Origin of the sequence: Bhargavaea ginsengi (assembly GCF_900109165.1) — a bacterium.
Taxonomy (GTDB): domain Bacteria; phylum Bacillota; class Bacilli; order Bacillales_A; family Planococcaceae; genus Bhargavaea; species Bhargavaea ginsengi.
The window spans coordinates 146,433-170,015 of the sequence record NZ_FNZF01000004.1; the positions used below are offsets into that span (position 1 = coordinate 146,433).

At 55.6% G+C, this 23,583-nt stretch carries 30 protein-coding genes; 2 read left to right on the forward strand and 28 right to left on the reverse strand.

Translation table 11 applies throughout. The annotated features are described in order from the left end of the window. The first annotated feature begins 4 nt into the window (after positions 1-4). Positions 5-487 carry a hypothetical protein gene (locus BMX91_RS15645; protein ID WP_143059381.1) on the forward strand — a complete coding sequence of 161 codons (483 nt, stop codon included), beginning with the start codon at positions 5-7 and terminating at the stop codon, positions 485-487. Between the two features lie 5 nt (positions 488-492). Here BMX91_RS15645 and BMX91_RS11740 read toward each other — a convergent pair whose 3' ends face one another. After that, positions 493-996 (reverse strand): single-stranded DNA-binding protein, encoded by a 504-nt coding sequence (locus tag BMX91_RS11740; protein WP_245744438.1) that lies wholly within the window; start codon positions 994-996, stop codon positions 493-495. A gap of 287 nt (positions 997-1,283) precedes the next feature. Between BMX91_RS11740 and BMX91_RS11745 the strand changes: the two genes are divergently transcribed. Next, the gene (locus BMX91_RS11745) at positions 1,284-1,730 is read left to right on the forward strand and encodes a YwpF family protein (RefSeq protein WP_092054682.1); all 447 of its coding nucleotides are present in this window, start codon (positions 1,284-1,286) and stop codon (positions 1,728-1,730) included. Between the two features lie 76 nt (positions 1,731-1,806). Here BMX91_RS11745 and BMX91_RS11750 read toward each other — a convergent pair whose 3' ends face one another. From BMX91_RS11750 to BMX91_RS11890, 27 genes are all read right to left on the reverse strand, one after another. Further along, positions 1,807-2,187, reverse strand: coding sequence for a hypothetical protein (locus BMX91_RS11750; RefSeq protein ID WP_092054464.1), 381 nt, complete (start codon positions 2,185-2,187; stop codon positions 1,807-1,809). Between the two features lie 197 nt (positions 2,188-2,384). Beyond that, the gene (gene fabZ, locus BMX91_RS11755) at positions 2,385-2,822 is read right to left on the reverse strand and encodes a 3-hydroxyacyl-ACP dehydratase FabZ (RefSeq protein WP_092054467.1); all 438 of its coding nucleotides are present in this window, start codon (positions 2,820-2,822) and stop codon (positions 2,385-2,387) included. Positions 2,823-2,859: 37 nt separating this feature from the next. Next, positions 2,860-3,339 (reverse strand): DNA-directed RNA polymerase subunit beta, encoded by a 480-nt coding sequence (locus BMX91_RS11760; protein ID WP_092054470.1) that lies wholly within the window; start codon positions 3,337-3,339, stop codon positions 2,860-2,862. Between the two features lie 27 nt (positions 3,340-3,366). Beyond that, entirely contained in the window at positions 3,367-4,362 is a 996-nt protein-coding gene (mreB, locus tag BMX91_RS11765) for a rod shape-determining protein (RefSeq protein ID WP_092054471.1), read from the reverse strand. 154 nt (positions 4,363-4,516) lie between these two features. Next, the gene (locus BMX91_RS11770; protein ID WP_092054474.1) at positions 4,517-4,810 is read right to left on the reverse strand and encodes a sporulation transcriptional regulator SpoIIID; all 294 of its coding nucleotides are present in this window, start codon (positions 4,808-4,810) and stop codon (positions 4,517-4,519) included. Between the two features lie 307 nt (positions 4,811-5,117). Continuing rightward, positions 5,118-5,786, reverse strand: a complete 669-nt coding sequence (locus BMX91_RS11775; RefSeq protein ID WP_092054476.1) for a M23 family metallopeptidase — start codon at positions 5,784-5,786, stop codon at positions 5,118-5,120. A gap of 30 nt (positions 5,787-5,816) precedes the next feature. Beyond that, positions 5,817-6,800 carry a stage II sporulation protein D gene (gene spoIID, locus BMX91_RS11780; RefSeq protein ID WP_092054479.1) on the reverse strand — a complete coding sequence of 328 codons (984 nt, stop codon included), beginning with the start codon at positions 6,798-6,800 and terminating at the stop codon, positions 5,817-5,819. A gap of 185 nt (positions 6,801-6,985) precedes the next feature. Next, a complete protein-coding gene (murA, locus tag BMX91_RS11785; protein ID WP_092054481.1) occupies positions 6,986-8,287 on the reverse strand; it encodes a UDP-N-acetylglucosamine 1-carboxyvinyltransferase in 1,302 nt (433 codons plus the stop codon). A 417-nt stretch (positions 8,288-8,704) separates the two neighbouring features. Further along, a complete protein-coding gene (locus BMX91_RS11795; RefSeq protein WP_092054486.1) occupies positions 8,705-8,941 on the reverse strand; it encodes a DUF1146 family protein in 237 nt (78 codons plus the stop codon). 123 nt (positions 8,942-9,064) lie between these two features. Then, positions 9,065-9,469: a F0F1 ATP synthase subunit epsilon gene (locus tag BMX91_RS11800; RefSeq protein WP_092054489.1), complete on the reverse strand. Its 405-nt coding sequence runs from the start codon at positions 9,467-9,469 to the stop codon at positions 9,065-9,067. A 24-nt stretch (positions 9,470-9,493) separates the two neighbouring features. Further along, positions 9,494-10,909 (reverse strand): F0F1 ATP synthase subunit beta, encoded by a 1,416-nt coding sequence (atpD, locus tag BMX91_RS11805; RefSeq protein ID WP_092054492.1) that lies wholly within the window; start codon positions 10,907-10,909, stop codon positions 9,494-9,496. A gap of 54 nt (positions 10,910-10,963) precedes the next feature. After that, positions 10,964-11,821 (reverse strand): ATP synthase F1 subunit gamma, encoded by an 858-nt coding sequence (gene atpG / locus BMX91_RS11810; RefSeq protein ID WP_092054495.1) that lies wholly within the window; start codon positions 11,819-11,821, stop codon positions 10,964-10,966. Between the two features lie 40 nt (positions 11,822-11,861). Then, positions 11,862-13,373, reverse strand: coding sequence for a F0F1 ATP synthase subunit alpha (gene atpA, locus BMX91_RS11815; protein ID WP_092054498.1), 1,512 nt, complete (start codon positions 13,371-13,373; stop codon positions 11,862-11,864). 26 nt (positions 13,374-13,399) lie between these two features. Beyond that, positions 13,400-13,939: a F0F1 ATP synthase subunit delta gene (locus tag BMX91_RS11820; RefSeq protein WP_092054501.1), complete on the reverse strand. Its 540-nt coding sequence runs from the start codon at positions 13,937-13,939 to the stop codon at positions 13,400-13,402. Next, complete coding sequence (gene atpF / locus BMX91_RS11825) at positions 13,936-14,472, reverse strand: F0F1 ATP synthase subunit B (RefSeq protein WP_177168373.1); 537 nt, start codon at positions 14,470-14,472, stop codon at positions 13,936-13,938. The genes BMX91_RS11820 and atpF overlap by 4 nt, the downstream gene beginning before the upstream one ends. A gap of 140 nt (positions 14,473-14,612) precedes the next feature. Beyond that, positions 14,613-14,825 (reverse strand): F0F1 ATP synthase subunit C, encoded by a 213-nt coding sequence (atpE, locus tag BMX91_RS11830; protein ID WP_008296656.1) that lies wholly within the window; start codon positions 14,823-14,825, stop codon positions 14,613-14,615. Positions 14,826-14,887: 62 nt separating this feature from the next. Beyond that, positions 14,888-15,598, reverse strand: a complete 711-nt coding sequence (atpB, locus tag BMX91_RS11835; protein ID WP_092054504.1) for a F0F1 ATP synthase subunit A — start codon at positions 15,596-15,598, stop codon at positions 14,888-14,890. A gap of 7 nt (positions 15,599-15,605) precedes the next feature. Then, on the reverse strand, positions 15,606-15,998 hold the full coding sequence (locus BMX91_RS11840) for an ATP synthase subunit I (protein ID WP_092054507.1): 393 nt from the start codon (positions 15,996-15,998) through the stop codon (positions 15,606-15,608). Positions 15,999-16,262: 264 nt separating this feature from the next. Further along, the gene (gene wecB, locus BMX91_RS11845) at positions 16,263-17,384 is read right to left on the reverse strand and encodes a non-hydrolyzing UDP-N-acetylglucosamine 2-epimerase (RefSeq protein WP_092054510.1); all 1,122 of its coding nucleotides are present in this window, start codon (positions 17,382-17,384) and stop codon (positions 16,263-16,265) included. A 14-nt stretch (positions 17,385-17,398) separates the two neighbouring features. Continuing rightward, positions 17,399-18,028 (reverse strand): uracil phosphoribosyltransferase, encoded by a 630-nt coding sequence (gene upp / locus BMX91_RS11850; RefSeq protein ID WP_092054513.1) that lies wholly within the window; start codon positions 18,026-18,028, stop codon positions 17,399-17,401. A 392-nt stretch (positions 18,029-18,420) separates the two neighbouring features. Continuing rightward, positions 18,421-19,695, reverse strand: coding sequence for a serine hydroxymethyltransferase (locus BMX91_RS11860; protein ID WP_092054519.1), 1,275 nt, complete (start codon positions 19,693-19,695; stop codon positions 18,421-18,423). Positions 19,696-19,698: 3 nt separating this feature from the next. Then, on the reverse strand, positions 19,699-20,316 hold the full coding sequence (locus BMX91_RS11865; RefSeq protein ID WP_092054522.1) for a TIGR01440 family protein: 618 nt from the start codon (positions 20,314-20,316) through the stop codon (positions 19,699-19,701). Between the two features lie 26 nt (positions 20,317-20,342). Next, positions 20,343-20,780 (reverse strand): ribose 5-phosphate isomerase B, encoded by a 438-nt coding sequence (gene rpiB / locus BMX91_RS11870; RefSeq protein ID WP_092054525.1) that lies wholly within the window; start codon positions 20,778-20,780, stop codon positions 20,343-20,345. A gap of 82 nt (positions 20,781-20,862) precedes the next feature. Next, positions 20,863-21,309, reverse strand: coding sequence for a low molecular weight protein arginine phosphatase (locus tag BMX91_RS11875; RefSeq protein WP_281242837.1), 447 nt, complete (start codon positions 21,307-21,309; stop codon positions 20,863-20,865). A gap of 29 nt (positions 21,310-21,338) precedes the next feature. Next, positions 21,339-21,836 (reverse strand): manganese efflux pump, encoded by a 498-nt coding sequence (locus BMX91_RS11880; RefSeq protein WP_092054528.1) that lies wholly within the window; start codon positions 21,834-21,836, stop codon positions 21,339-21,341. A gap of 63 nt (positions 21,837-21,899) precedes the next feature. Beyond that, on the reverse strand, positions 21,900-22,931 hold the full coding sequence (locus tag BMX91_RS11885; RefSeq protein WP_092054531.1) for an L-threonylcarbamoyladenylate synthase: 1,032 nt from the start codon (positions 22,929-22,931) through the stop codon (positions 21,900-21,902). 26 nt (positions 22,932-22,957) lie between these two features. Further along, positions 22,958-23,527, reverse strand: coding sequence for a stage II sporulation protein R (locus BMX91_RS11890; protein WP_177168374.1), 570 nt, complete (start codon positions 23,525-23,527; stop codon positions 22,958-22,960). Between the last annotated feature and the right edge of the window lie 56 nt (positions 23,528-23,583).

The following is a 23,583-nucleotide window of genomic DNA, read 5'->3' on the forward strand; positions in this document are numbered from 1 at the left end:
TTCTGTGATTGAGCCGTTGATTATCTTTATTGAGACGTTGATTATCTTTACTGAAACGTTGATTATCTTCATTGAGACGTTGATTATGTTGACCGAAACGTTGACGATGTTAAATGAAACACTCACGATCTTCAACCATACAGAAGCAGACAGCCCGGCCACCCCCATGGCCGGGCTGTCCATTATCCTGTATCCTCCACAAATGTTCACTCATTCATCGCTTCATGACGAAATTCATTATGTCCGATTCCTGCCAATGACGGTCGCTCAGCTTCTTTTCCATGTAAATGACCCGCTCGTTGAGGTGGGCGACGATCCGGATCAGCTGTTCGATCTGCTGCTCGGTCCGGCCGAGTTGATGCTTGATTTGTTCCATCCATACCAGGTCCTTTCTCAAGGTTGGCTTTTCTCAAAAGGTGGTCGGGGTGACGTCGCAGAGTTCCGGGATCCGATCCCGTCTGTCCGGCGTTGCGGTCCCGCCGGTTGACGGAATCATGGCCGGATGGGTTCTTCGCCTGTTTCGAACTCCAGGCCATGCGGGAGTGTGTGTCCCTGTGCCTGCTGGCTTCCATGGTGTTCCTCGTGGGAGTGTTGCGGGGTTATTCCTTCCATCCCGGTCCGCCGAACCGGAACGGACATCTCCTCCGTCCTGCCGCCTCCGGGACTGTCAGCTACAGCTGTCCGGTGGGCAGGCGGTTTGGTGGAAAGGAACCGGAGCTCCTCACTCACCACCTGTGTGACATACACCCGGTTTCCGTCCTTTTCATAGGTCCGGGACTGGAGCCGGCCTCCGATGCTGACTAGCGACCCTTTGCCGCAGTATTTCACCGTATTGACCGCCGAGTTCCCCCAGACAGTGCATAAGACAAAATCTGCGTCATTGTCCCGGTCATTCTTGAACCTCCGGTTGACAGCCAGCACGAAGCTGGTCTGGACCCGGCCTTCCGACAGTTTCTTCAGTTCGGGATCCTTTGTGAGCCGCCCGACCAATGCCACCTGATTCAATGGTTCACCTCCTTTGCTGTGGATGAGCCAAGCATAACCGAGGCTTGGCAAAAGAGGCAAAACGCCATTTTTGAAGATTGAGGACGATTTTTGTCCCAAAATTCATTTTTGCGGAGTCTTCCTTTTGTCCTCCGGAACGGCTTGGCCTTTGCGCCGTCCCGTTTTCGGCCCGTTTCAGTGATTCGGCAAAATTCGATTTTGGCACATTGGCAAACAATTTTCGGACTTTCGGCCTTATGGTATACTGGGCGTACGAAAACACCTGGGAGGCGTGGGCATTGAAGTCGTTTAAACTGCTGTCTGTCGGTTTTGAGAAGGACGGAGAATTCATCTCCTGCCCGCTCGTGGACGGAATTATCATCAACGAGGAAAACAGCCGCCGTTCCTGGATCCTGGAGATGTTCATCGAGAAAACACATAAGCCGCTGTTCGATGAATGGCTGGAATCCGGTGAAGTGATGAATGCCAAGGCGGTCATCTCCTATCCCGAGAACGAACCTGCGGGCTTCCGGCTGGCAGTTTATGCCGTGAAGGAAATCGGCGACCATATCTCCGTCCTCCTGAAAGGCCCGCTGAAGCGAGTCCGTTCGCAATACGCGGAACATCTGCTTGAGGAACTGATTGCAGAAGGGCTGCAGGGAGACGACATGCTTGACCGGTTCCGGGATGATATGAAAAACCGGCCGCAACTGAAGCGCGACCGGAACAAACTTCCCCCATCATGAGCAGGGCCGCCTTTTTGACGGTTCATCATATGACAAAACCCGGCCGGGCGCTTGCCCAAGCCGGGTTTCTTTTTCATTATCCTCCGCCCATGCCCCCGCCGTTACCATTTCCGTTGCGGTCAAGATCGTCTTCAATGATCTCATCGCGCTTTTCGGTATCCGTGCCTCCGCCGTTATCATTGCCGCCGAATTCACCAAATCCCGGACCCGTTCCGTCCGGGTCGACCGGGCCGTTTGTGCCTTCTCCGCCCATGCCGTCACCGTTTCCGTTGCCGTTGCCGTTGCCGTTGCCATTGCCTTTGCCTTTGCCATTACCGTCGAACATCTCGTCATTGCCTTCCTGGATGTCCTCCATGGGTGTTTCGTTGTCCGCCGGGAGCGCGTCCTCGTCGTTCCCGTTGCAGCCGGCAAGCATGACTGCGGTGGCAAACAGTGCCGGTGCCGCTTTTTTCAACATTAAAATTCCTCCCCTACGGCTATTGTGCAAGGTTTCCGCACGGCCGTCCGGACAGCCGCTCCGCCTTGACATCACGCAGGCCTGCGCGATGTCATTAGCTTGGCTGTTTGGGGAGGAACGATGATGAAATTCTTATTTCCTATTTAAGCCTTTGCTTCCCGTATAAAGCTTTCTTTCCTGAGCATGCTAATCGCAGTTCAGGACTCAGCTTTTGGGCCGATGGCGAACAGGATGTCCGCTTCGCAGGCGATTTCGCCGTCAACACGTGCAATTGCATGGCCCTTGCCCATCGTGCCGCGGAGTCGGGTAAGTTCGACTTCCAGTTCAAGCCGGTCCCCCGGCTTTACCTGGCGCTTGAAACGGCAGTTGTCGATGCCGGTGAAAAACGCAAGGCGTCCGGCATTGCCTTCCATGGAAAGGACCGCAACAGCGCCCACCTGTGCCAGCGCCTCAACGATCAGGACTCCAGGCATGACCGGATATCCCGGGAAATGCCCATTAAAGAAGTCCTCATTGATCGTGACATTTTTATAGCCTGCTGCACGCTTCCCTTCTTCCAGCTCCGTAATCCGGTCGACCAGAAGAAATGGATAGCGGTGCGGCAGGATTGCCTGGATCTGTTCTGTCGTCAACATTTGATGTCCTCCTTCAATATGGCCGGCACGGTGCCGCTCATACATCACCTATAATCATTTTCCATATATGCTGCCAAGTTTCCGGCTTCAGCGCATCCGCCGCCTTGCCGTCTCCGATGACGCTGAACCCGAACATGACCCCGAGCACTGCTGCAAGCACCACTCCGATCAGAAACAGCAGGACGCGCAGCCAGATCGGAATCAGCCTGATCTGGACCCAGCGGCCGACTTCCTCCTGGCCGCCTTTCGTTGCTTCCGCTTTTCCTGCAGGTTTCTTTTTGGCGGACACCCGTGCTTTTTCCCGTTCTGCCGTGCGGTTCGTCGCCTTGAACACCTTACCGCCTGCCTGTCCCGCAACCGGTACAGTTTTTGGCGCACGCTGCTGCCTTTTCTGGACTTTCTGGCGCTCGGCAGTCCGGTTGGACGCCCGCAACGTGCCTGTACCGGCTGAACCGGTGTTTTTCCGGTTAACGGACCGTCGGCCTGTATTCTGTTCACGCTTTTCTTTTTCAGTCATTGCAATCTCCCTAATCCATGCACTGATTTAGCCTTTGACGAATGCCGGCCTCTGCCTGTCCAGCATGATCCCTGTTCCTTTAACGACACATCCGAGCGGATCGTCCGCTAGGTAGACGGGAACTTTCAGCTGCTCGGACAAAAGTCCGTCGATGCCCTGAAGAAGGGCACCTCCACCGGTCAAGATGATTCCACGATCGATGATATCCGCCGACAGTTCCGGCGGTGTCTTTTCCAGGACGTTCTTCGCGCCCTGTACGATCGTCATAACCGACTCTCGGATGGCACCGGCAATCTTGTCCGAATCGACTGTGACAGCCCTGGGAAGGCCGCTGACAAGGTCCCTGCCCCGGATATCGACTGTCTTTTTCTCAGCACCCGGGAGTGCCGTCCCGACTTCTTTTTTGATGAACTCCGCAGTCGGCTCACCGATATGCAATTTTTCATGCTTCCGGATGTACTGAAGAATCATTGCATCAAATGTGTTCCCGCCGACCTTGACGGATTGGCTTGTGACGATACCGCCCATCGACAGGACCGCGATGTCGGTCGTTCCTCCGCCGATGTCGATGATCATGTTGCCGCTCGGCTGGAAAATGTCCATTCCGGCTCCAATGGCGGCCACTTTCGGTTCTTCCTCTATGTATACGCGCCTTGCGCCCGCCTTGAGCGCTGCGTCCTGGATCGCCTTCTGCTCCACGGCCGTCACTTCTACAGGGCAGCAGATCAGGATCCTCGGCTTTCTCAGAAAGCCTTTCACACCGAGACGGTCGATGAATTTTGTGAGCATCGCTTCTGTCATATCGAAATCGGCGATGACACCGTCTTTCATCGGGCGGATGGTCCGGATGGTTCCTGGCGCACGGCCGAGCATCCTGTAGGCCTCATCTCCGACCGCCAGCACCTGTTTTGTTTTCGGATCGATCGCGATGACCGACGGCTCGTTCAGTACGATGCCGCTCCCCTTGACGTGGATCAGCGTATTTGATGTGCCGAGATCGATTCCGATATCCTTGTAGAACATATCCGTGCTCCTTCCGTCCGGTTTCCGTACGTTTTTCTGCCTTGTCCCATTTTATCATAGCGGCACACCAATGAACATATAGGAATCAGGGAGTCCGTTTCAATGAAAAAAGCGCCCCGGCGGACCGGCTGAATGCCGGACGCGGATCGCTTTTTCAGGATTTCGGGGCCGCCGGCTCCTTGCATCCGCCCGGACCGGTTCGGGTGCGGCGCCACTTGTCGCGCGTCGCTTCGCCGCCGCGGAGATGCCGGATCGCCTTGTGATAGGCCAGCACCTCCGCCACTTCCCTGGCAAGCTCCCCATCAACATTCGGGAGCCGCTCCGTCAGATCCTTGTGGACGGTGCTTTTGGAATACCCCGTCGAGCGGGCAAGTGCCCGGACGGTCGCCCTCGTCTCCAGCAGCAATTCCCCCAACTTCAGGCATCGGCGCCGGATATGTTCGTGCACGTTCTCTTCCTTTCCTCATGTAGGAACGCTTTTCACAACATATGCTGGTGCAAGGGAATTCAGACCGGTTTGAAGCAAATCGACTTTAGGAAGAAAAGCGGGGACAGTTCTGTTCCGGCGGATTTTCGAATGCAGCGTTTCTTTGTGACGTCTCAGTCGGGTATCGTAACGTCTCAATGGTGTATAGCAACGTCTCAGCAGAGTATCACAACGTCTCAATATACTATGTCAACGTCTCACCCCTCACCGGATCCCGGAAACATTAAAAACCGGGCAGCACGACGCTTGGTCGGCTGCCCGGCTGTGATCAGAATGCCAGGTAATTCCCCGGATTCACTGCGACACCATCTTTTTTCACTTCGAACAGCAAGTGATTGCCTGCAGTAGGATTCCACTCATTCGCTGCTGTTGTCGCAATTGTAGCACCTTGCGCGACCTGGTCGCCTTTTTCCACGAGGATGCCCGTCACCGAACCGTAGCTGGTCACAAGTCCATCAGCATGCTTGATGGTGACTTTGTTGCCCATGAATTCATCGACCACGACGTCCTCCACCGTGCCGCTCAGCGCAGCCTTCACCTCGAATGGCTCATCACCGTTCGAGAGAGAGATCCCGCTGTTCGTCACATATGTCTGATTAAAGACGAGGAGGGCCTTTTCGCGCTGCTCTGAATCTGCTTCCACGTCATAGTATTCCTGCAGCACGGATACATTGTCGAGAAGGGCTTCATCAAACGGGAATTTCATCGTTTCATTGGAGGCGTTGGTCTCAAGAGTGACTTCTCCGCCTCCGCCGCCTGCCGGATCACCGGACTGCGACACTTGCGCCTTTTCACCTGCATCGTCGTTCGTTACTGCCTGATAGGTCCAGACCATCCCTACGAATAAGACCGCGAAACCTGAATAGATGGCCGGCCATAGCCAGCTTTTGCGATTCTTGTTCTTCTGAGAAGGATTATTCGGTTTCTCTTCTCTCATTATCATCACCTCAACCGCATTGTTGGCAGGTTAAGGGGATTTTAAACACTCCGGATCGTCAGCTTCCAATTTTTTTATTGTCGTTCCATCATAATAGTGGAATAAAATCTTTTCGGCAGGCCAACCTTCGCGCGCGTAGGCTTCCGCACCGTATTGGCTCATGCCGACACCATGGCCATACCCCTTTGTGAAAACATGGACAATTTTCTTTTTCGGATCATAGGCGATGTCAAAGTCCGTTGAGCGGAGCCCGAGCTTTTCACGCATTTCCCGGCCTTCCATCGTAAAGCCGTCGGCCTCCGCCTGCTGCACACGGCCGGTCTCGTTCCGCTTTAGCCTCAGCGTTCCAAAACGTACCGCATCCCAGCCTCCCCCGAGTAGCTTGTCCCATTCACTCAATGAAAATGTTTCCGAATCCTCGAACCTCGGAGAAACGTCGGCATCTTCCGGGCTGTCCACACTGCGGAGATATGGAATGTCCGTGCCGCCGTAATTTTTCGCTGTTTCGGTCTTGCCATTGCTGGTGGAGTGGAACATGGCGGAGATGAGTTCCCCTTCATGGATAAGTACCATGCCCTCCGTCTCGGCCACCGCTTCCCTCACTTTCTTCTCATTTTCCGGATAGTCCTTGTCCCACTCATTTTTCCGCTCGGCCACCGGCTTGTACACCTGATGGGCCGTGTCTTTACGGATCGGCTCCTTGCCCCCGGCGGTCACCCGGAGTGCATATGTGCGCGCCGCAATGGCCTGCGCCTTTAATGCCTCCTTGCTGAAGCCGGGCGGCATTTCGCCCGAGACGACTCCTGCCACATATTCCTCAAGCGGTACCGGCTCCGCCTCCCCTTCGACCGTCAAAAGGACCTGACAGGCTCCTGCCCCTTCCTCCGACGCGGCAGCCTGTTCAGGTTCAGCCGTTGAAGGAAGGTTGTCCCCAACGGCTTCACTCGGCTTCTTAAAGAGGATCGGTAAGGAGAACAGCATGATGATAAGCCCCAAAGCAATCAACTTTTTCATATCGGATTCTATGTATCAGGCTGAATGGATATGAAAAAGCGGACCGCCTATGGCCGGTCCGCTCATTCGTATAGATAAGGATAAGATCGATGATTACATGATTGGTATCGTAAGTGCGGCCACCGGCGGGAACCGGTCTGCCACGAAACGTTCATGGGAGGCGCCAAGTGCGCCCACCCGAATGATCATACGAGTTCTTTTTCCTTTTCGTCTGCAGTTTCGCCGTCATTGACACGTGTGATATCCGCTCCGAGACTCGCAAGCTTTCCGTGGAAATCAACATATCCGCGGTCAAGGTGAATCAGTTCTGTCACCCGTGTGATGCCTTCAGCAGCAAGTCCCGCAAGAATCAGTGCGGCAGCGGCACGCAGGTCGGTTGCTGCCACTTCGGCACCCTGCAGGCTCGACGGACCGTTCATGATCACAGAGCGACCCTCGATTTTCACATTCGCGTTCATGCGACGGAATTCTTCGACATGCATAAAACGGTTTTCAAAGACGGTCTCAGTCAGGACGCCTGTGCCCTGCGCAGTCAGCATGAGCGCCATCACCTGGGACTGCATGTCTGTCGGGAAGCCGGGGTATGGCATCGTCTTGATATCAATCGAACGCAACGGCTTTTCGGCACGGATCCGGAGTCCATTGTCGGTGTCTTCGATTTCGATGTTCATTTCCTTAAGCTTGGCGATCAGCGCCGCATTGTGCTCAGGCACCGCATTTTCGATCGTAACATCGCCCCTTGTGATCGCTGCGGCAACCATGAATGTGCCCGTTTCGATCCGGTCAGGGATGATGTGGTGGGTGGCCCCGTGCAGTGAACGGACGCCCTCGATGCGGATTGTATCCGTCCCCGCACCGATGATGCGGCCGCCCATTTCATTGATGTAGTTCGCAAGGTCGACAATCTCCGGCTCTTTAGCAGCGTTCTCGAGGATTGTCGTCCCTTCAGCAAGAGCCGCCGCAGACATTATGTTCTCGGTCGCGCCGACACTTGGGAAGTCCAGATAGATGCGTGCACCTTTCAGGCGGCCGTCCACTTTCGCTTCAACGAAGCCGTTGCCTGTTGTAATTTCGGCACCCATCGCCTCAAAGCCCTTCAAATGCTGTTCGATCGGGCGGGAACCGATGGCGCAGCCACCCGGCTGTGCCACACGTGCAAACCCATTGCGCGCGAGCAGCGGTCCCATGACGAGGATCGATGCCCTCATCTTCCGTACGTATTCAAACTGTGCCTCGCTGGAAAGCGGAGCCGATGCATCAATTCGCACTTCATTGCGATCTGCATCAAACTCGACCTTCGCATTAAGACTCCTTAAAACTTCATTGATCGTGTATACATCAGTCAGAATCGGGACATCCTTGATGATGTTCGTCCCATCCGCGGAAAGGAGTGCCGCGGCAAGAACAGGCAATACCGCATTCTTTGCTCCTTCGACACGAACCGACCCTTTTAGCGGTCGGCCACCCTTAACAATAATTTTCTCCAATATAAGTCCCTCCGGCTTCTCTCTCGTATCCAGTGTTCCATTGTCTGTTTTAATTGCAACGTCAGGTGCGGCCCGCACCTGGAAAGCCTATCCTATAGGGATTCCGCGGGTCCGTTCTTAAAAAACACAAACCATAAACAGTTTACAATGCTTCCAGCCCTGTTTCAAGAGAAGAGCTGGCATGCAGCCACTGACAATCGCAATTTGCCATACTTTCAACATACTATACGTCGAATCTTCGCGTTTTGTGTCGGTAAGCGCCCATTTGAAAGTGCAGGGCTTCTTGCCTATTTTTTTCATTCCCTATGAAATTTGTGTTAAACAGCTTCCTGTCTTTTTTCTTATCTGTCCTTCATGGACGGAGACAGGAACACACCATAACGGATGCTCCGCGCGCCCGTCCATGAAGGACAGCCCTCAGCCGAAAAGGCTGGGGAGCTGCCTTGACCAATAGGATATGTCCAGGAAGAAATTCGATACAGCGGAACCGATGGCGATACTTAGCAGAATATACAGGAGCTGTGCCTGAAACACTTTGTTCTTCCGGATCCAGCTTTCGGGCATAAGCGCCTGCAGTGCATAAAAAGCAACTGCGATGAAAAAGATATGGGAAATAAGCCCTGTCACAGACTGGAAGGCAAAATATTGATCCAACTCCGCAAACCGCCTTTCTGAATAGGTTCTCCTGAAGAATCCGGATTTCTCAGTCCTTCATGCCAAAAAATAAAAAGAAAGCGGGCAGATCAACTCTGCCCGCTTTTCTCTGTGAGGATATCGTTAGATTTTGCCTTTCGCGACGTCCAAACGGTTCATCGCGCGACTGAGTGCCAACTCTGCACGCTTGGCATCCAGGTCCCCCTGCTTTTGCTGAAGACGCTGTTCGGCACGCTTCTTCGCCTCAATGGCGCGGGCAGTGTCGATATCTTCCGCAAGCTCGGCGGACTGGGCGAGGATCGTGACCTGATCCGGACGGACTTCCAGGAATCCGCCGCTGACCGCCACACGTTCTGTGGACGAGTCTTTGTTCAGGCGGACGGCGCCGATTTCAAGCGGCGCAACCATCGGGATGTGACCCGGAAGAATACCGAGTTCACCGGTCGTAGTGACCGCGATGACCATGTTCACATCCGAATCATATACCGGACCGTCGGGAGTGACGATATTCACTTTGATTGTGCTCATGCTTTTCCCTCCTGGTCAGGATAATCAGACTTCTACGCCCATTTCCTTCGCTTTTGCAATGACTTCCTCGATGCGTCCGACAAGTCGGAAAGCATCTTCCGGCAGGTGATCATAGCGGCCTTCGAGGATTTCCTTGAAGCCCTTGACCGTTTCCGCTACCGGAACATAAGAACCTTTCTGGCCGGTAAACTGCTCGGCCACGTGGAAGTTCTGGGAAAGGAAGAACTGGATGCGGCGGGCACGGTCGACGACAAGTTTGTCTTCGTCGCCCAGCTCATCCATACCGAGGATGGCGATGATGTCCTGGAGCTCACGGTAACGCTGGAGCGTCTGCTGGACCTGAGTCGCCACTTCGTAGTGCTCTTCGCCGACAATCTCTGGCGAAAGTGCGCGGGAAGAGGATGCCAGCGGGTCAACCGCAGGGTAGATCCCCATCTCGGAAAGCTTACGCTCAAGGTTTGTCGTCGCATCAAGGTGAGCGAATGTCGTTGCAGGAGCCGGGTCAGTGTAGTCATCGGCAGGGACATAGATCGCCTGGATCGATGTGACGGACCCTTTGTTAGTGGATGTGATCCGCTCCTGGAGTTTACCCATCTCGGTTGCCAGCGTCGGCTGGTAACCAACCGCGGAAGGCATGCGGCCGAGAAGGGCCGATACTTCGGAACCGGCCTGCGTGAACCGGAAGATGTTGTCGATGAAGAGAAGCACGTCCGCGCCTTTTTCGTCACGGAAGTGTTCAGCCATTGTCAGGCCTGTCAGAGCAACACGCATACGTGCGCCCGGCGGCTCGTTCATCTGGCCGAAGACCATCGCAGTCTTCTTGATAACGCCGGAGTCGGACATCTCGAAGTAGAGGTCGTTCCCTTCACGGGTACGTTCACCGACGCCCGCGAACACGGAAATACCGCCGTGCTCCTGTGCGATGTTGTTGATGAGTTCCTGGATGAGGACCGTCTTGCCGACGCCCGCTCCGCCGAAGAGGCCGATCTTACCGCCCTTGATGTAAGGAGCGAGAAGGTCAACGACTTTGATGCCTGTTTCAAGGATTTCAACATCAGTTGTCAGTTCCTCGAATTTCGGCGCATCGCGGTGGATAGCATCACGGGGTTCGGATGCAGGGATTTCCTCGTTAAGGTCGATTGTGTCGCCGAGGACGTTGAATACACGTCCGAGCGTTACGTCTCCGACAGGAACCGAAATCGGTGAGCCTGTGTCGGTGACAGCCGCTCCGCGCTGAAGGCCGTCCGTGGAGGACATGGCGATCGTGCGGACGGAGTCGTCGCCCAAGTGAAGGGCAACTTCAAGCGTCAGTGTTTGCGCCTCTTCGTTCGGGCGCGCAATCTGGACTGTAAGGGCATTGTAGATCTCAGGCATGTTGTCGCCGTCGAATTTTACGTCGACGACCGGACCCATGACCTGGAGGACATGTCCTTGGTTCATGCTGTTCCCTCCTGTCTGTATGCTGCGGGAGCCATGCATGGACAGGGCCGGCGCTTATTCGAGCGCCGCGACCCCGCCGACGATCTCCGTAATTTCCTGGGTGATCGCTGCCTGGCGCGCACGGTTGAATGAAAGTGTCAAATCGTCGATCAGTTCCTTCGCGTTATCGGTCGCCGCCTTCATCGCGGTCATCGACGAAGCGTGCTCGGAAGCCTTGCCGTCAAGCAGAGCGCCGTACATCAGGCTTTCCGCGTATTGCGGGAGGAGCACTTCGAGGATGGCTTCAGCTGAAGGTTCGAACTCGTAGGAAGCGGTCGATTTCATCGACGAGAGGTCAGTCAGCGGAAGGACCTTTTTCTCGGTCACTTCCTGGCTGATCGCACTCACAAAGTGGTTGTAGTACATGTACAGCTCATCGTACTCACCGTCGATGAATTTGCCGACTGCTTCACGCGTGACGTCTTTGATTTCGGCAAAGGTCGGGTGATCCGAAACGCCGATGACGCTCTGGATCACGTTATATCCGAGCTTGTTAAAGAAATCAACGCCGTTGCGTCCGATGGAAAGGATGACGACTTCATCTTTGGATGTGTGCCGTTCACGGATTTTGCCGAGAGCCGCCTTCAGGACGTGGGAGTTATAGGCCCCCACCAGTCCGCGGTCGGAAGTGATGACGAGGTAGGCGGTCTTCTTGACCGGCCTGCTCTCGAGCATCGGATGCGTCGCGTCCGGTGCGCCGGCTGCGATCGCTCCGATCACCTCCTGGATCTTCTCCATATACGGGTTGAACGACTTAGCGTTCAATTCCGCCTTGCTCAGTTTGGAAGCCGATACCATGTGCATCGCCTTCGTAATCTGGCTCGTCTTTTTCGTGGAGTTGATCCGGCTCTGGATTTCGCGTAATGATGCCATCGGTTGTTCACCACCTTCTCGTTATTGGATCTGCCGGAACTTAGTCTTCGGAGCGGACGAATGTCTTCTTGAATGCGTCAAGCGCAGCTGTCATGTCTTCATCAGCCGGAAGAGCCTTAGTTGTGCGGATGTGATCCAGAACGTTCGTGTGGTTGCTGTCGAGCCAGCTCAGGAATTCCGCTTCGAAACGGCGGATGTCCTGAACCGGAACGTCGTCAAGATGACCGCGGGTCAGCGCATAAAGGATCGCAACCTGCTTTTCGACTTTGATCGGCTTGTTGAGGTCCTGCTTCAGGACTTCAACCGTACGCGCACCGCGGTCGAGCTTCGCTTTTGTTGCAGCGTCGAGATCCGAGCCGAACTGTGCGAACGCTTCGAGCTCACGGTAGGCAGCCAGGTCAAGACGGAGCGTGCCGGCAACCTTCTTCATCGCCTTGATCTGCGCGGAACCGCCGACACGCGATACGGAAAGACCCGCGTTGATCGCCGGGCGGACACCCGAGAAGAACAGATCGGACTGAAGGAAGATCTGTCCGTCAGTGATCGAGATCACGTTCGTCGGGATGTAGGCGGAGATGTCCCCTGCCTGTGTCTCAACGAATGGCAGTGCCGTGATGGAACCGCCGCCGAGGTCGTCGTTCAGCTTCGCTGCACGCTCAAGAAGGCGCGAGTGAAGGTAGAAGACATCACCCGGATAAGCTTCGCGGCCCGGAGGACGGCGGAGCAAGAGGGAAAGTTCACGGTAGGCAGCAGCCTGCTTGGACAGGTCATCGTAGACGATGAGGGCGTGCTTGCCCTGGAACATGAATTCTTCAGCCATCGTTACCCCTGCGTATGGTGCGAGGTAAAGAAGCGGTGCAGGATCGGATGCGCCTGCGGAGACGACGATCGAGTAGTCAAGTGCACCGTTTTTGCGGAGAGTTTCCACAAGGGCACGGACTGTCGATTCTTTTTGTCCGATTGCAACGTAGACACAGATCATGTCCTGGTCAGCCTGGTTGATGATCGTATCGACCGCAACCGTTGTTTTACCGGTCTGGCGGTCACCGATGATCAGTTCACGCTGTCCGCGGCCGATCGGAACAAGTGCGTCAATCGCCTTGATACCGGTCTGGAGCGGCTCATCGACCGATTTACGTGCCATGACGCCTTGCGCCGGGCTTTCGATCGGACGGGTTTTCGTTGTGTTGATCGGGCCGAGTCCGTCGATCGGCATACCGAGCGGGTTCACGACGCGGCCGATCAGTTCTTCACCGACCGGAACTTCCATGATCCGGCCCGTACGGCGGACTTCGTCGCCTTCCTTGATGTCCGTGTAAGGTCCAAGGATGACGATACCGACGTTGTTTTCCTCGAGGTTTTGCGCCATGCCCATGACACCATTGGAGAACTCAAGGAGTTCACCGGCCATGACGTTATCGAGGCCATGCGCGCGTGCGATTCCGTCACCGATGGTGATAACGGTACCGACATCGCTGACTTCCAACTCAGATTGGTAGTCCGCAATCTGCTGTTTGATGAGAGCGCTGATTTCTTCAGCTTTGATGCTCATGCATGTCACCCCTTCATTTCAAAAGATTATGCATTCACGAGATCACGCTTAAGGTGATCAAGTTTTGTTCTGAGGCTGTTGTCGTAGATCCGGTTCCCGATACGGATGCGGAGTCCGCCGATAAGCGAAGGATCCACAATATTCACGATGCGGAGCGACTGCATGCCGACTTTGCCGGCGAATGCAGCGGAAAGCTCCTGCTGTTCCGTATCGGAGAGCGGCCGGGTGGAGTACACCTTTGCTTCCGCGATGCCTGCGGCTTCGTCAACGAGAGTAATGAAGTTGTTTGCAACATTCACCGTCTCGGATAGGCGGCCGGCATCGGAGAGTACGTACAGTGTATTGAGCGTCAGCTGGTCCGAGCCGTTGAACAGCTTGGCCAGAAGCGCCTTTTTCTCCCGGTTCGAAAGTTTAGGGGAAGTAAGGAGCGTACGGAGTTCCTGCGTCTGCGCGAACACCTTGCGGATCTCGCCCATTTCTGCGCTGATGACTTCCGTCTTCCCTTTTTCGCGGGCCACTTCAAACAGCGCTAGCGCATAGCGCTTGGCTACAGTGGACTCGCTCATCGGCCTTCCCCTGCCTTCTGGATCGTCTCCTCGATGAGGGCACGGTTGTCCTCTTCAGAGACTTCCTTGCCAAGAACCTTCTCTGCCGCAAGGATGGACATCGAGACGAATTCTTCGCGTACGGCCTGGATGGCCTTGTCTTTCTCGTTGGCGATTTCCGCCGCCGCATTTTCTTTCAGGCGGGCTGCTTCCGCGCGTGCGGTTTCCATGATCTCGGCACGCTGGGCATCACCCTGCTGCTTAGCATTCTCAACAATCGCCTGTGCTTCCGTACGCGCTTCTTTAAGGAGCGCGCGCTGCTCTTCAAGCAGCTTGGCGGATTCGGAGCGGCTCTTTTCGGCTTCCTCGATTTCGGAAGCGATCAGTTCAGCACGCTGGTCCATGATGCCCATAAGCGGGCCCCATGCGAATTTTTTGAGAAGAAGCATGAGCAACGTGAAGAAGAAGAGCGTGGCGAGGATGTCACCGGTGTTCAATTTATCCAAAAACCCATCGCCGGCAGATGCCGCCAATACGAACTGGTCCAAAGACACGATTGTCTCACTCCCTTCGGAAACTAGGGAAGCCGGCGGACCGGCTTCCGTCTGATGGTGCTTCATTTCAATATCCGTACATAAAGGAATGGCGAAGGGATTCAAAAGATGCTCTTCGCCATTTATTCATTGCCCTATGATTATCTGTTCATTACGATGAACGCGATAACGACTGCGATGATCGGAAGGGCCTCGACGAGTGCGACCCCGATGAACATGGTCGTCTGAAGGACGCCGCGTGCCTCTGGCTGACGTGCAATACCTTCTACTGTCTTGGAAACGATGAGACCGTTACCGATACCGGCGCCAAGTGCGCCCAATCCTACTGCGAGTGCTGCTGCAAGAAGACCCATTTTATAATTTCCTCCTAAAAAGTTGGTTTTGTTTTGTCGCCCGCTAAGCGGGAATTATATGATCAATGATCAGTCTGTACCTTGTGGGACATGTAGACCATCGACAACATAACGAAGATGAACGCCTGGATCGTCCCGATGAAGATCGAGAAGCCCTGCCAGGCCATTGCCGGGAGAATCGCGCCCAGGAAGCCGCCGACGCTTGCAGTTGCGAGGCCGGCGAGGAGTCCGATGAGGATCTCACCCGCATAGATGTTTCCGTAAAGACGGAGACCGAGTGTGAGCGTGTTGGCGAATTCCTCGATGATCTTAAGCGGCGTCATAAAAGCGAGCGGCTTAGTGAAACCGAGGAAATAGTTTTTCACGCCTGCCATCTTGACGCCGTAGTAATGCGTCAGGACGAGTACCATGACCGCCAGGGTCATTGTGATGGTCGGATCTGCTGTTGGAGATTTCCACCAGAGCACATGGTCGTAAGCGATAGCGAATGGAAGGCCGAGCATGTTCGCGACAAAGATGAACATGATGAGCGTCAGGGCGAGCAGGTGGAACCGGCCGCCTGTTTTCCAGTCCATGTTGCTCTTGATGATCCCCTTCACGAAATCCATGACCCATTCCATGAAGTTCTGCATGCCTGTCGGCTTCAGTTTCATATTGCGGGTCGAGATGAACGCAATGAGGAAGACTACGAGGCATGTCACCGCCAACATCAGGATGTTGGACGGGTTGAACGTCAGCCCAAGAAATTCCCACTTGGGGTTTACGTGGTTCATTAAATGTTCACCTCTCTTTCCCCCCAGGATCCGGGTGTTTCAGTTGCGAGATGATCCGTTCCGCCAAAAGGAACAGATACGGGATCATCAGCCCGATCACCGTAGCGATCAGATTGAATGTCTCCGGCAGCGAAACCGCGATGGCCGCTGCCGCGATGCCTGATGCGAAGCGGAGTCCGGAGCCCAGGGAAGGCGCCTTTTTCCCTTCTGCCAGGTTGCGGTCGAACCGTTCCATCCTCCTGGTGAGAATCCAGAAGTTATACAGACCGAAAAGGACCCCGAGGATGAGCCCGGCAAATACAGTCGGCCATGGGGAAAATCCCCAACCGAGGGCAAGCAAAGCAAGCAAAAAAAAGAGAGCCCTCTTCTGCCTATTATGGATTTGCCGTAAATTCTCCATTTTTCGAGGTCCCCCGCATCATGATTTCCGGACGGTTTCCGTCTGTCGGAGCGAGTATGATAGAATGCAGTCAAAGCAAGCGGACAAGCGCCAAAAACGCCTGAAACCCTTGTCATTCTTACCCTTTCAAAGCATACAATAGGGGTATTTTGATGTCAATTGATTCCCGTGAAATTCTTCACAAGCGACCACCTTTGTCAAAGATTCGACAAATTCATGAAAGACATCCGCAATTGGCCATTGAGCTTTTTGCGGGTGTCTTTTTTAGCGGTTTCGCCCGAGGTATTCCTTCAGGGCGCTGACGATCCGTTCAGATGCATGGCCGTCTCCGTACGGGTTCGATGCATGCGCCATCCGGTCGTAGGCTTCCCTGTCACTGAGGAGTTCATCCGCAAGGCGGAAAATCGTCTCCTCATCCGTGCCGGCAAGCTTCAGCGTACCGGCTTCAATGCCCTCCGGCCGCTCGGTCGTATCCCGCAGGACAAGCACCGGCTTGGCGAGCGATGGTGCTTCTTCCTGGATGCCGCCGGAATCGGTGAGGATAAGATGGGAGCGCGCCGCAAAGTTATGGAAATCCACCACTTCAAGCGGCTCGATCAGCTGGACTCGCGGATGGCCTGCCAGGATTTCGTCCGCCACTTCCCTCACCGCGGGGTTCAGGTGGACCGGATAAATGACCCGGGTGTCTTCATGCTTGTCCAGCAGACGGCGAATCGCCCGGAACATATGACGCATCGGTTCACCGAGGTTTTCCCTGCGGTGTGCCGTCATGAGAATCAATCGGCCTTCAGACGCCCAGTCAAGGAGCGGATGCTCGTAATCATCCCGCACGGTCGTCTGCAGTGCATCAATCGCCGTGTTTCCGGTGATGACGATGCGGTCTTCAGGCTTCCCTTCCGCAATCAGATTGCCGGCCGATTTTTCAGTCGGCGCAAAATGAAGGTCTGCAAGAACGCCGGTGAGCTGGCGGTTCATCTCCTCCGGATACGGGGAGTACTTGTCCCATGTGCGGAGTCCCGCCTCCACATGGCCGACAGCGACGTGGTTATAAAACGCGGCGAGCCCTGCGATGAATGTCGTCGACGTATCTCCGTGGACAAGCACGATATCGGGTTCGGCTTCCTTCATGACCCGGTCCAGGCCTTCGAGGCCGCGGGCCGCCACATCGGTGAGCGTCTGGCGCGCTTTCATGATATTCAGGTCGTGGTCCGGTGTAATGTCGAATGCCTCCAGGACCTGATCCAGCATTTCGCGGTGCTGGGCGGTTACGGTGACGATCGATTCGATCGTGTCGGGATGCTTTTCCAGTTCCAGGACGAGTGGCGCCATTTTGATGGCCTCCGGGCGCGTCCCGAAGATCGTCATCACTTTCCACCGTTTTGTCAATTCAGTCACACTCCTTACTTCGTTCCGAACAGCCGGTCCCCGGCGTCGCCGAGTCCCGGGACGATGTAGCCGTGTTCGTTCAGCTTTTCATCAAGAGCCGCGATGTAGATGTCCACATCTGGGTGGGCATCGGCCAGCACTTGTACCCCTTCCGGAGCTGCGATCAGGCACATGAACTTGATGTTCGTCGCGCCGCGCGCCTTCAGGGAATCGATGGCAGCGACTGCCGATCCGCCTGTGGCCAGCATCGGGTCGACTACGATGAATTCCCGTTCGCCTACGTCCGAAGGCAGCTTGGCATAGTATTCCACCGGCTTGAGTGTTTCGGGGTCCCGGTATAGCCCGATGTGTCCGACTTTGGCAGCCGGGATCAGCTCCAGAATCCCTTCCACCATGCCTAGTCCGGCACGGAGAATCGGTACAATGCCGAGCTTTTTGCCGGCGAGCACATAAGACTCCGCCATCATGACCGGTGTTTCCACTTCCGTCTTCTGGAGCGGCATGTCCCTCGTGATTTCGTAAGCCATCAATGTGGCGACCTCATCGACCAGCTCGCGGAATTCCTTGGTTCCCGTATTGACGTCCCGGATGAACGTCAGCTTATGCTGGATGAGCGGGTGGTCGAACACATGCACTTTTCCCATCGTTTCACTCTCCTGTTCAGTGCCGGCAGGACCGGCCTGTTTGTTCAAACCGGGCCTAGGCCCGGCTTTCTGTTTCAACCTCGTTCATTATAACAGTCGCACGGGCTCATGCACAGTCAAGGAGGAAACAGGTAAAGAAGAGGCTGTCGTGAATGGACACGGAGTCGGGACGCGTCATTTTCTGTGCGCGAACTTTTGGGATTCGTACGCGAACCCCGGGGGCTGAGGCATTTTCGTACGCGAACTTCCGTGATTCGCACGCGAACCTTGAGACGGTGACATACTTCGTTGGATCGTTGACATACTCCACCAAGACATCCTCCTACTCCACCCCGTTCTCCTACTTTATGAAAATAGCCATTCCCCGTTTTCGGGGAATGGCTATTTGCTGATCAGCGCTCTGCTGCTGCTGCTGTTTCTTCTTTTGTTTCATAGAGAGGGAATTTCGAAGTAAGAGCAGCGACGCGCTCTTTAGCTTCCTGTTTCACGGCTTCGTCTTCGTGCTTTTTCAGGAGCTTGGCCATGATGGCGCCGATTTCTTTCATTTCTTCTTCCTTGAAGCCACGGGATGTGACCGCCGGTGTGCCGATACGGATGCCGGATGTGACAAACGGCTTTTCCGTATCGAACGGAATCGTGTTTTTGTTGACGGTGATGCCGACTTCATCAAGCACGTGCTCAGCAACCTTGCCGGTGATGCCCACGGAACGGAGGTTGAGGAGAAGCAGGTGGTTGTCTGTGCCGCCGGACACGAGATCGATGCCTTCCGCTTTCAGGGATTCGCCGAGCGCCTTGGCATTCTTGACGACCTGTCCAATATATTCTTTGAACTCCGGCTTGAGCGCTTCGCCAAATGCGACTGCTTTTGCAGAGATGACGTGCATAAGCGGGCCGCCCTGGAGGCCAGGGAAGATCGACTTGTCAATCTTCTTCGCGAACTCCTCTGTCGTCAGGATGATGCCGCCGCGAGGTCCGCGGAGTGTTTTGTGGGTTGTCGATGTCACGAAGTGTGCGTGCGGAACCGGGTTCGGGTGAAGACCTGCAGCGACAAGGCCTGCGATGTGTGCCATATCGACCATGAAGTACGCACCGACTTCATCAGCGATTTCGCGGAACTTCTTGAAATCGATTTCCCGCGGATATGCACTTGCCCCTGCAACGATGAGCTTCGGCTTGTGCTCGAGGGCTTTTTGGCGGACATCTTCATAATCGATCGTTTCGTCGCCTTCGCTGACGCCGTATTCGACGAAGTTGTACTGGACGCCGGAGAAGTTGACCGGGCTGCCGTGTGTGAGGTGGCCGCCGTGGCTCAAGTTCATGCCGAGCACAGTGTCGCCATGCTCAAGGATAGTGAAGTAGACAGCCATGTTCGCTTGGGCACCGGAGTGCGGCTGTACGTTCGCGTGCTCTGCACCGAAGATTTCCTTCAGGCGATCTCGCGCGATGTTTTCAACAACGTCAACGTGTTCGCAGCCGCCGTAGTAGCGCTTGCCCGGATAGCCTTCCGCGTATTTGTTGGTCAGTACGGAACCTTGGGCTTCCATGACCGCTTCGGATACAAAGTTTTCGGAGGCAATCAGTTCAATGTTGTCTTGCTGGCGCTTTTTTTCCGCCATGATCGCTTCATATACTGCCTGGTCCTGGGACTTCACGTTTTCGAGTTGCATTCTTCATTCCCCTTCCATTTCATCTGTTTGTGATGATTCCAAATCGAAATCATCCATTTCCTCTTCATCCCGTTCGGGAACGTAGACCGCGCGGGCTCCACCGATCAGTTTAGGCCGGGTGGTGGCGGCTGTGACGACCGCCTCCCCGATCCGCTCGACAGTTGTGCGGAGCGGAACGGCAACCTGGCGCAGCTGCATCCCTATGAGTGTCTGGCCGATATCAATGCCCGCATGCGCATGTACGCCTTCTACGACAACAGGGTCGTCCATCTGGCGATAGGCATGGGCCGCCATCGAACCGCCCGCCTTTTGCACAGGGATTACCGAAACTTCATCCAGCCCGTACTTCTCGGCCGCTTCGCGTTCAACTGTCACGGCACGGTTGATATGCTCACATCCCTGGAACGCGAGCCACAGTCCGTTCCGCTCCGCGAACTCACGGAGCGGGCCATAGAGGATCGCCGCAATATCCATCGCTCCGGCCGTGCCGATCCTGCTCCCCGCCACTTCGGACGTGGAGCAGCCGACGACAAACAGCCGGCCCGGGCGGAATTCCGCCTGTTCCTCCAGCTGGCCCAAGATCTCCTCCAGCTGCAGCTTCCATAATTGACGCGCATCCAAGAAGACCAACTCCCTTCAGGACGAAATCACTGTTCCATCTCTGTCAGCTTTTCGATTCGGCGTTCGTGGCGGCCGCCTTCGAACTCGCCTTCCAGCCAGGTCCGGGCGATTTCCCTCGCCAGCCCCGGCCCTACGACGCGTTCGCCCATCGCCAGCACATTGGAATCATTGTGCCCGCGTGTCGCCTTTGCGCTGAATACATCATGGCAAAGCGCGCAGCGGATGCCCTTGACCTTATTCGCTGCGATCGACATGCCGATGCCTGTCCCGCAAATGACGATACCCCGGTCGAATTCACCGTCCGCCACACGCTGCGCAACCGGCTTTGCGTAATCAGGATAGTCAACGGAGCCGTCATCTTTAGGCCCGAAGTCTTCATATTCAATACCCATCTCGTCCATCAGATCGATGATCTCGGCGCGCAAACGGTTGCCGCCGTGATCGGAAGAAATCGCTACTTTCATCCGCTTCCCTCGTTTCCGATATATTTCAACACCATCATATCATTATTTGACAAATAAAAATACAGCCCATAAATGGACTGCATTACATATTGCGCCGGAGCGAATCAGCCAAAACCGAAATCGCCTGCCGCAGTTCTTCGAATGTCTGCCTGTATTCTTCCTTACTGCCGCCATATGGATCAGCGATATCCCACTCCCCGACGCCGGTATAGGCATTGAGGGTGAAAGTCTTTCCGGATGCTTCCCGGACCGAACGTTCCAGCATCCGTTTATGGGCATCCGTCATCGTGAGGATGAGATCCGCCCACTCGACGGCTTCCCGGTCCGCCGGGGAAGATGTGCCGGGTTCATCAAAACCCACCTCCCGGATCAGAGCCGCCGAATGGCCGGATACCGGCGCACCCGGATAAGCCGAGATGCCCGCAGAGCGGACAGAGACCCCCGTGATCCGTTCGGCTTTCAGTATCGCTTCTGCCATCGGGCTCCTGCATGTGTTCCCCGTGCAGACGAAAAGAATATTCAATCCCATCACCGCCCTAGCTTCCGACCTTCCTCCGCTCAGCCGATCAGCGGGAGAACTCCCATCGCGGCAAGGCCGAGACCGCCGGCCACCCGGAGCTTCCGTCCCCCGAGAAATGCGGCCGACCCCCGGACATAGAGGGCTGCGCAGGACAGGACAAACGCGCTGATTCCTGCACTGAGGATGAATCGGACCATATCTAATTGAAGCATACCAAACGACACGCTAACCGAAAAGGAATCGATACTGAGCAGTGCCGCAAGCAGGTAGGGAGGCATCTTCACATCTGCGCCTTCCTCGCTCAGCATCATATGGATTCCGAGAAGAATCAGCATCAGTGCGGACAGGTAGACCCCCAGGCCGGCCAATAGTTCAGCCGCCGCTCCGCCCGCCACAAATCCGGCAATCGGAAAGGCCATATGAAGCACACCTGTCCAGACGGCAAGCATCAGGCGCTTTCGCCGGAGCGGCAGGACCGTATAGACCGCAGCCACATCCATCGCCGTCAAAAGACCCGCAACCGGTTCCTGCCACATCCGTTTTCCCTCCGTTCCGACTCTGTCCAGCTTATGCGGAACGGCATGGGCATATGTAGGGGTTCATCCGGGGTATCGGCGTCCTCCGGCCGCCTTGTTCAGGCGGTTCATGACGGCTCCGCCGATACCGGCGTCATCGACCGTCACGGCAAGCACGATGTCAGCTTCAGTCCCGTCGCAGGCGCGGAGTGAAGCATACAGTTCGGCGGAGACGGAGACAGGATCATTTAGCCTCCCTGTCGGGAAGTACCAATCCGCTCCCGACGCACCAAAACCTTCCGGAGCGACAAGGGCGACCTTTTTGCCCTCGCTGTGCAGCTGACTGATCGCATTTATGATCCGTTCCGCATCCGGCCCGATCATCCAGACCGGCGCCTCCGGTGAATAGTGAGTGTACTTCATCCCCGGCGAACGGGGGGCATTTTCTCCGGCATCCGCCGCTTCCGCCGAGTGGTCGACCTCACCGATGACGGGACGGAGCATGTCCGCTGTCACTGCACCCGGACGCAGGATGGCCGGCGGCCGGGAAGTGAGATCAAGGACAGTCGACTCGATGCCGATGCCTGTCGCGCCGCCGTCCAGTATGTAGGGGATTTTGCCGCCCATATCGGCGGCAACATGTTCCGCATGGGTCGGGCTTGGCTTGCCGCTTGTGTTCGCACTTGGTGCGGCGACCGGAAGACCGGATGCGCGAAGCAGCCCGAGTGCTGCCGGATGATCAGGCATCCTGAGGCCGACTGTATCCAGCCCCGCTGTCACGGACGGTGCAAACACACCCGGCTTTGCCGTTACGATAAGCGTGAGCGGTCCCGGCCAGAATGCCTCTGCGCATTTTTTGGCGGTTTCAGGTACGTCCTCCGCGTAGCGCTCCAGTTCCCCGGCCGTACCGATATGTACAATCAGCGGGTTGTCGGAAGGGCGTCCCTTGGCACGATAAATGTCCCGCACAGCTTCTTCGTTTGTGGCATCTGCCCCCAGGCCGTACACGGTCTCTGTCGGGAACGCGACGAGTCCGCCATTTAACAGGATGTCGGCAGCATCAGCAAATTTTGATTGATCGCCTTCTCCCGTGAGTTGTGCCATGACCGTTTCCATTCGGCATCTCTTCCTTTCTGCCGGTCTTAACCGAACAGCGACTTCAGCCATTCGATGATGAAAAAGGTGACCGGCTCCTCTTCTGTTTCCTCTTCTTCCGCTGCAACTTCACCCGGTTCGCATACATCCGAAAAAAGTGCGCACCACCAGTTGTCCCCGCGACCGCTTCCGAGCGTCACGACAACAGAATCTGTCCTGGTCTGCGGGATGTAACCCCCGCCCACCACTTTAGGCGGGAAAAATGCCGACCCGTGCATCACACGGACTGGTATGCCGCCTGATGCTGCTTCGGCGGCAAGTGTCATCTCCGGGATGAGCGCCTCGATTCCGGATGGGTCTGTGAGCGCAGCTTGGTTGAGCAGCCGGCTGACCTCGCCGGCCACACCGGCTTTCACCAGCTGTGCATCTGCAGTATTACTATCGGCAATGACCCGGACACGGAACGCTTCTTGCGCCTCTTCCCCTGCCGCTCCCGACAGCAGGATCAGTGCGCATTGGAGTGCGATCAGCACGAGCATGAATTGAATAAATGGGAAGATGGCAAGCCAGATTTCCCGGCGGTTGCCTTTCCTCTTAATATTGTAATCTGTCAGCATCTGGAACGACCTCCTTGACCGCATTATGGGCAGGAGGCCGGCAATCTATTCAATCA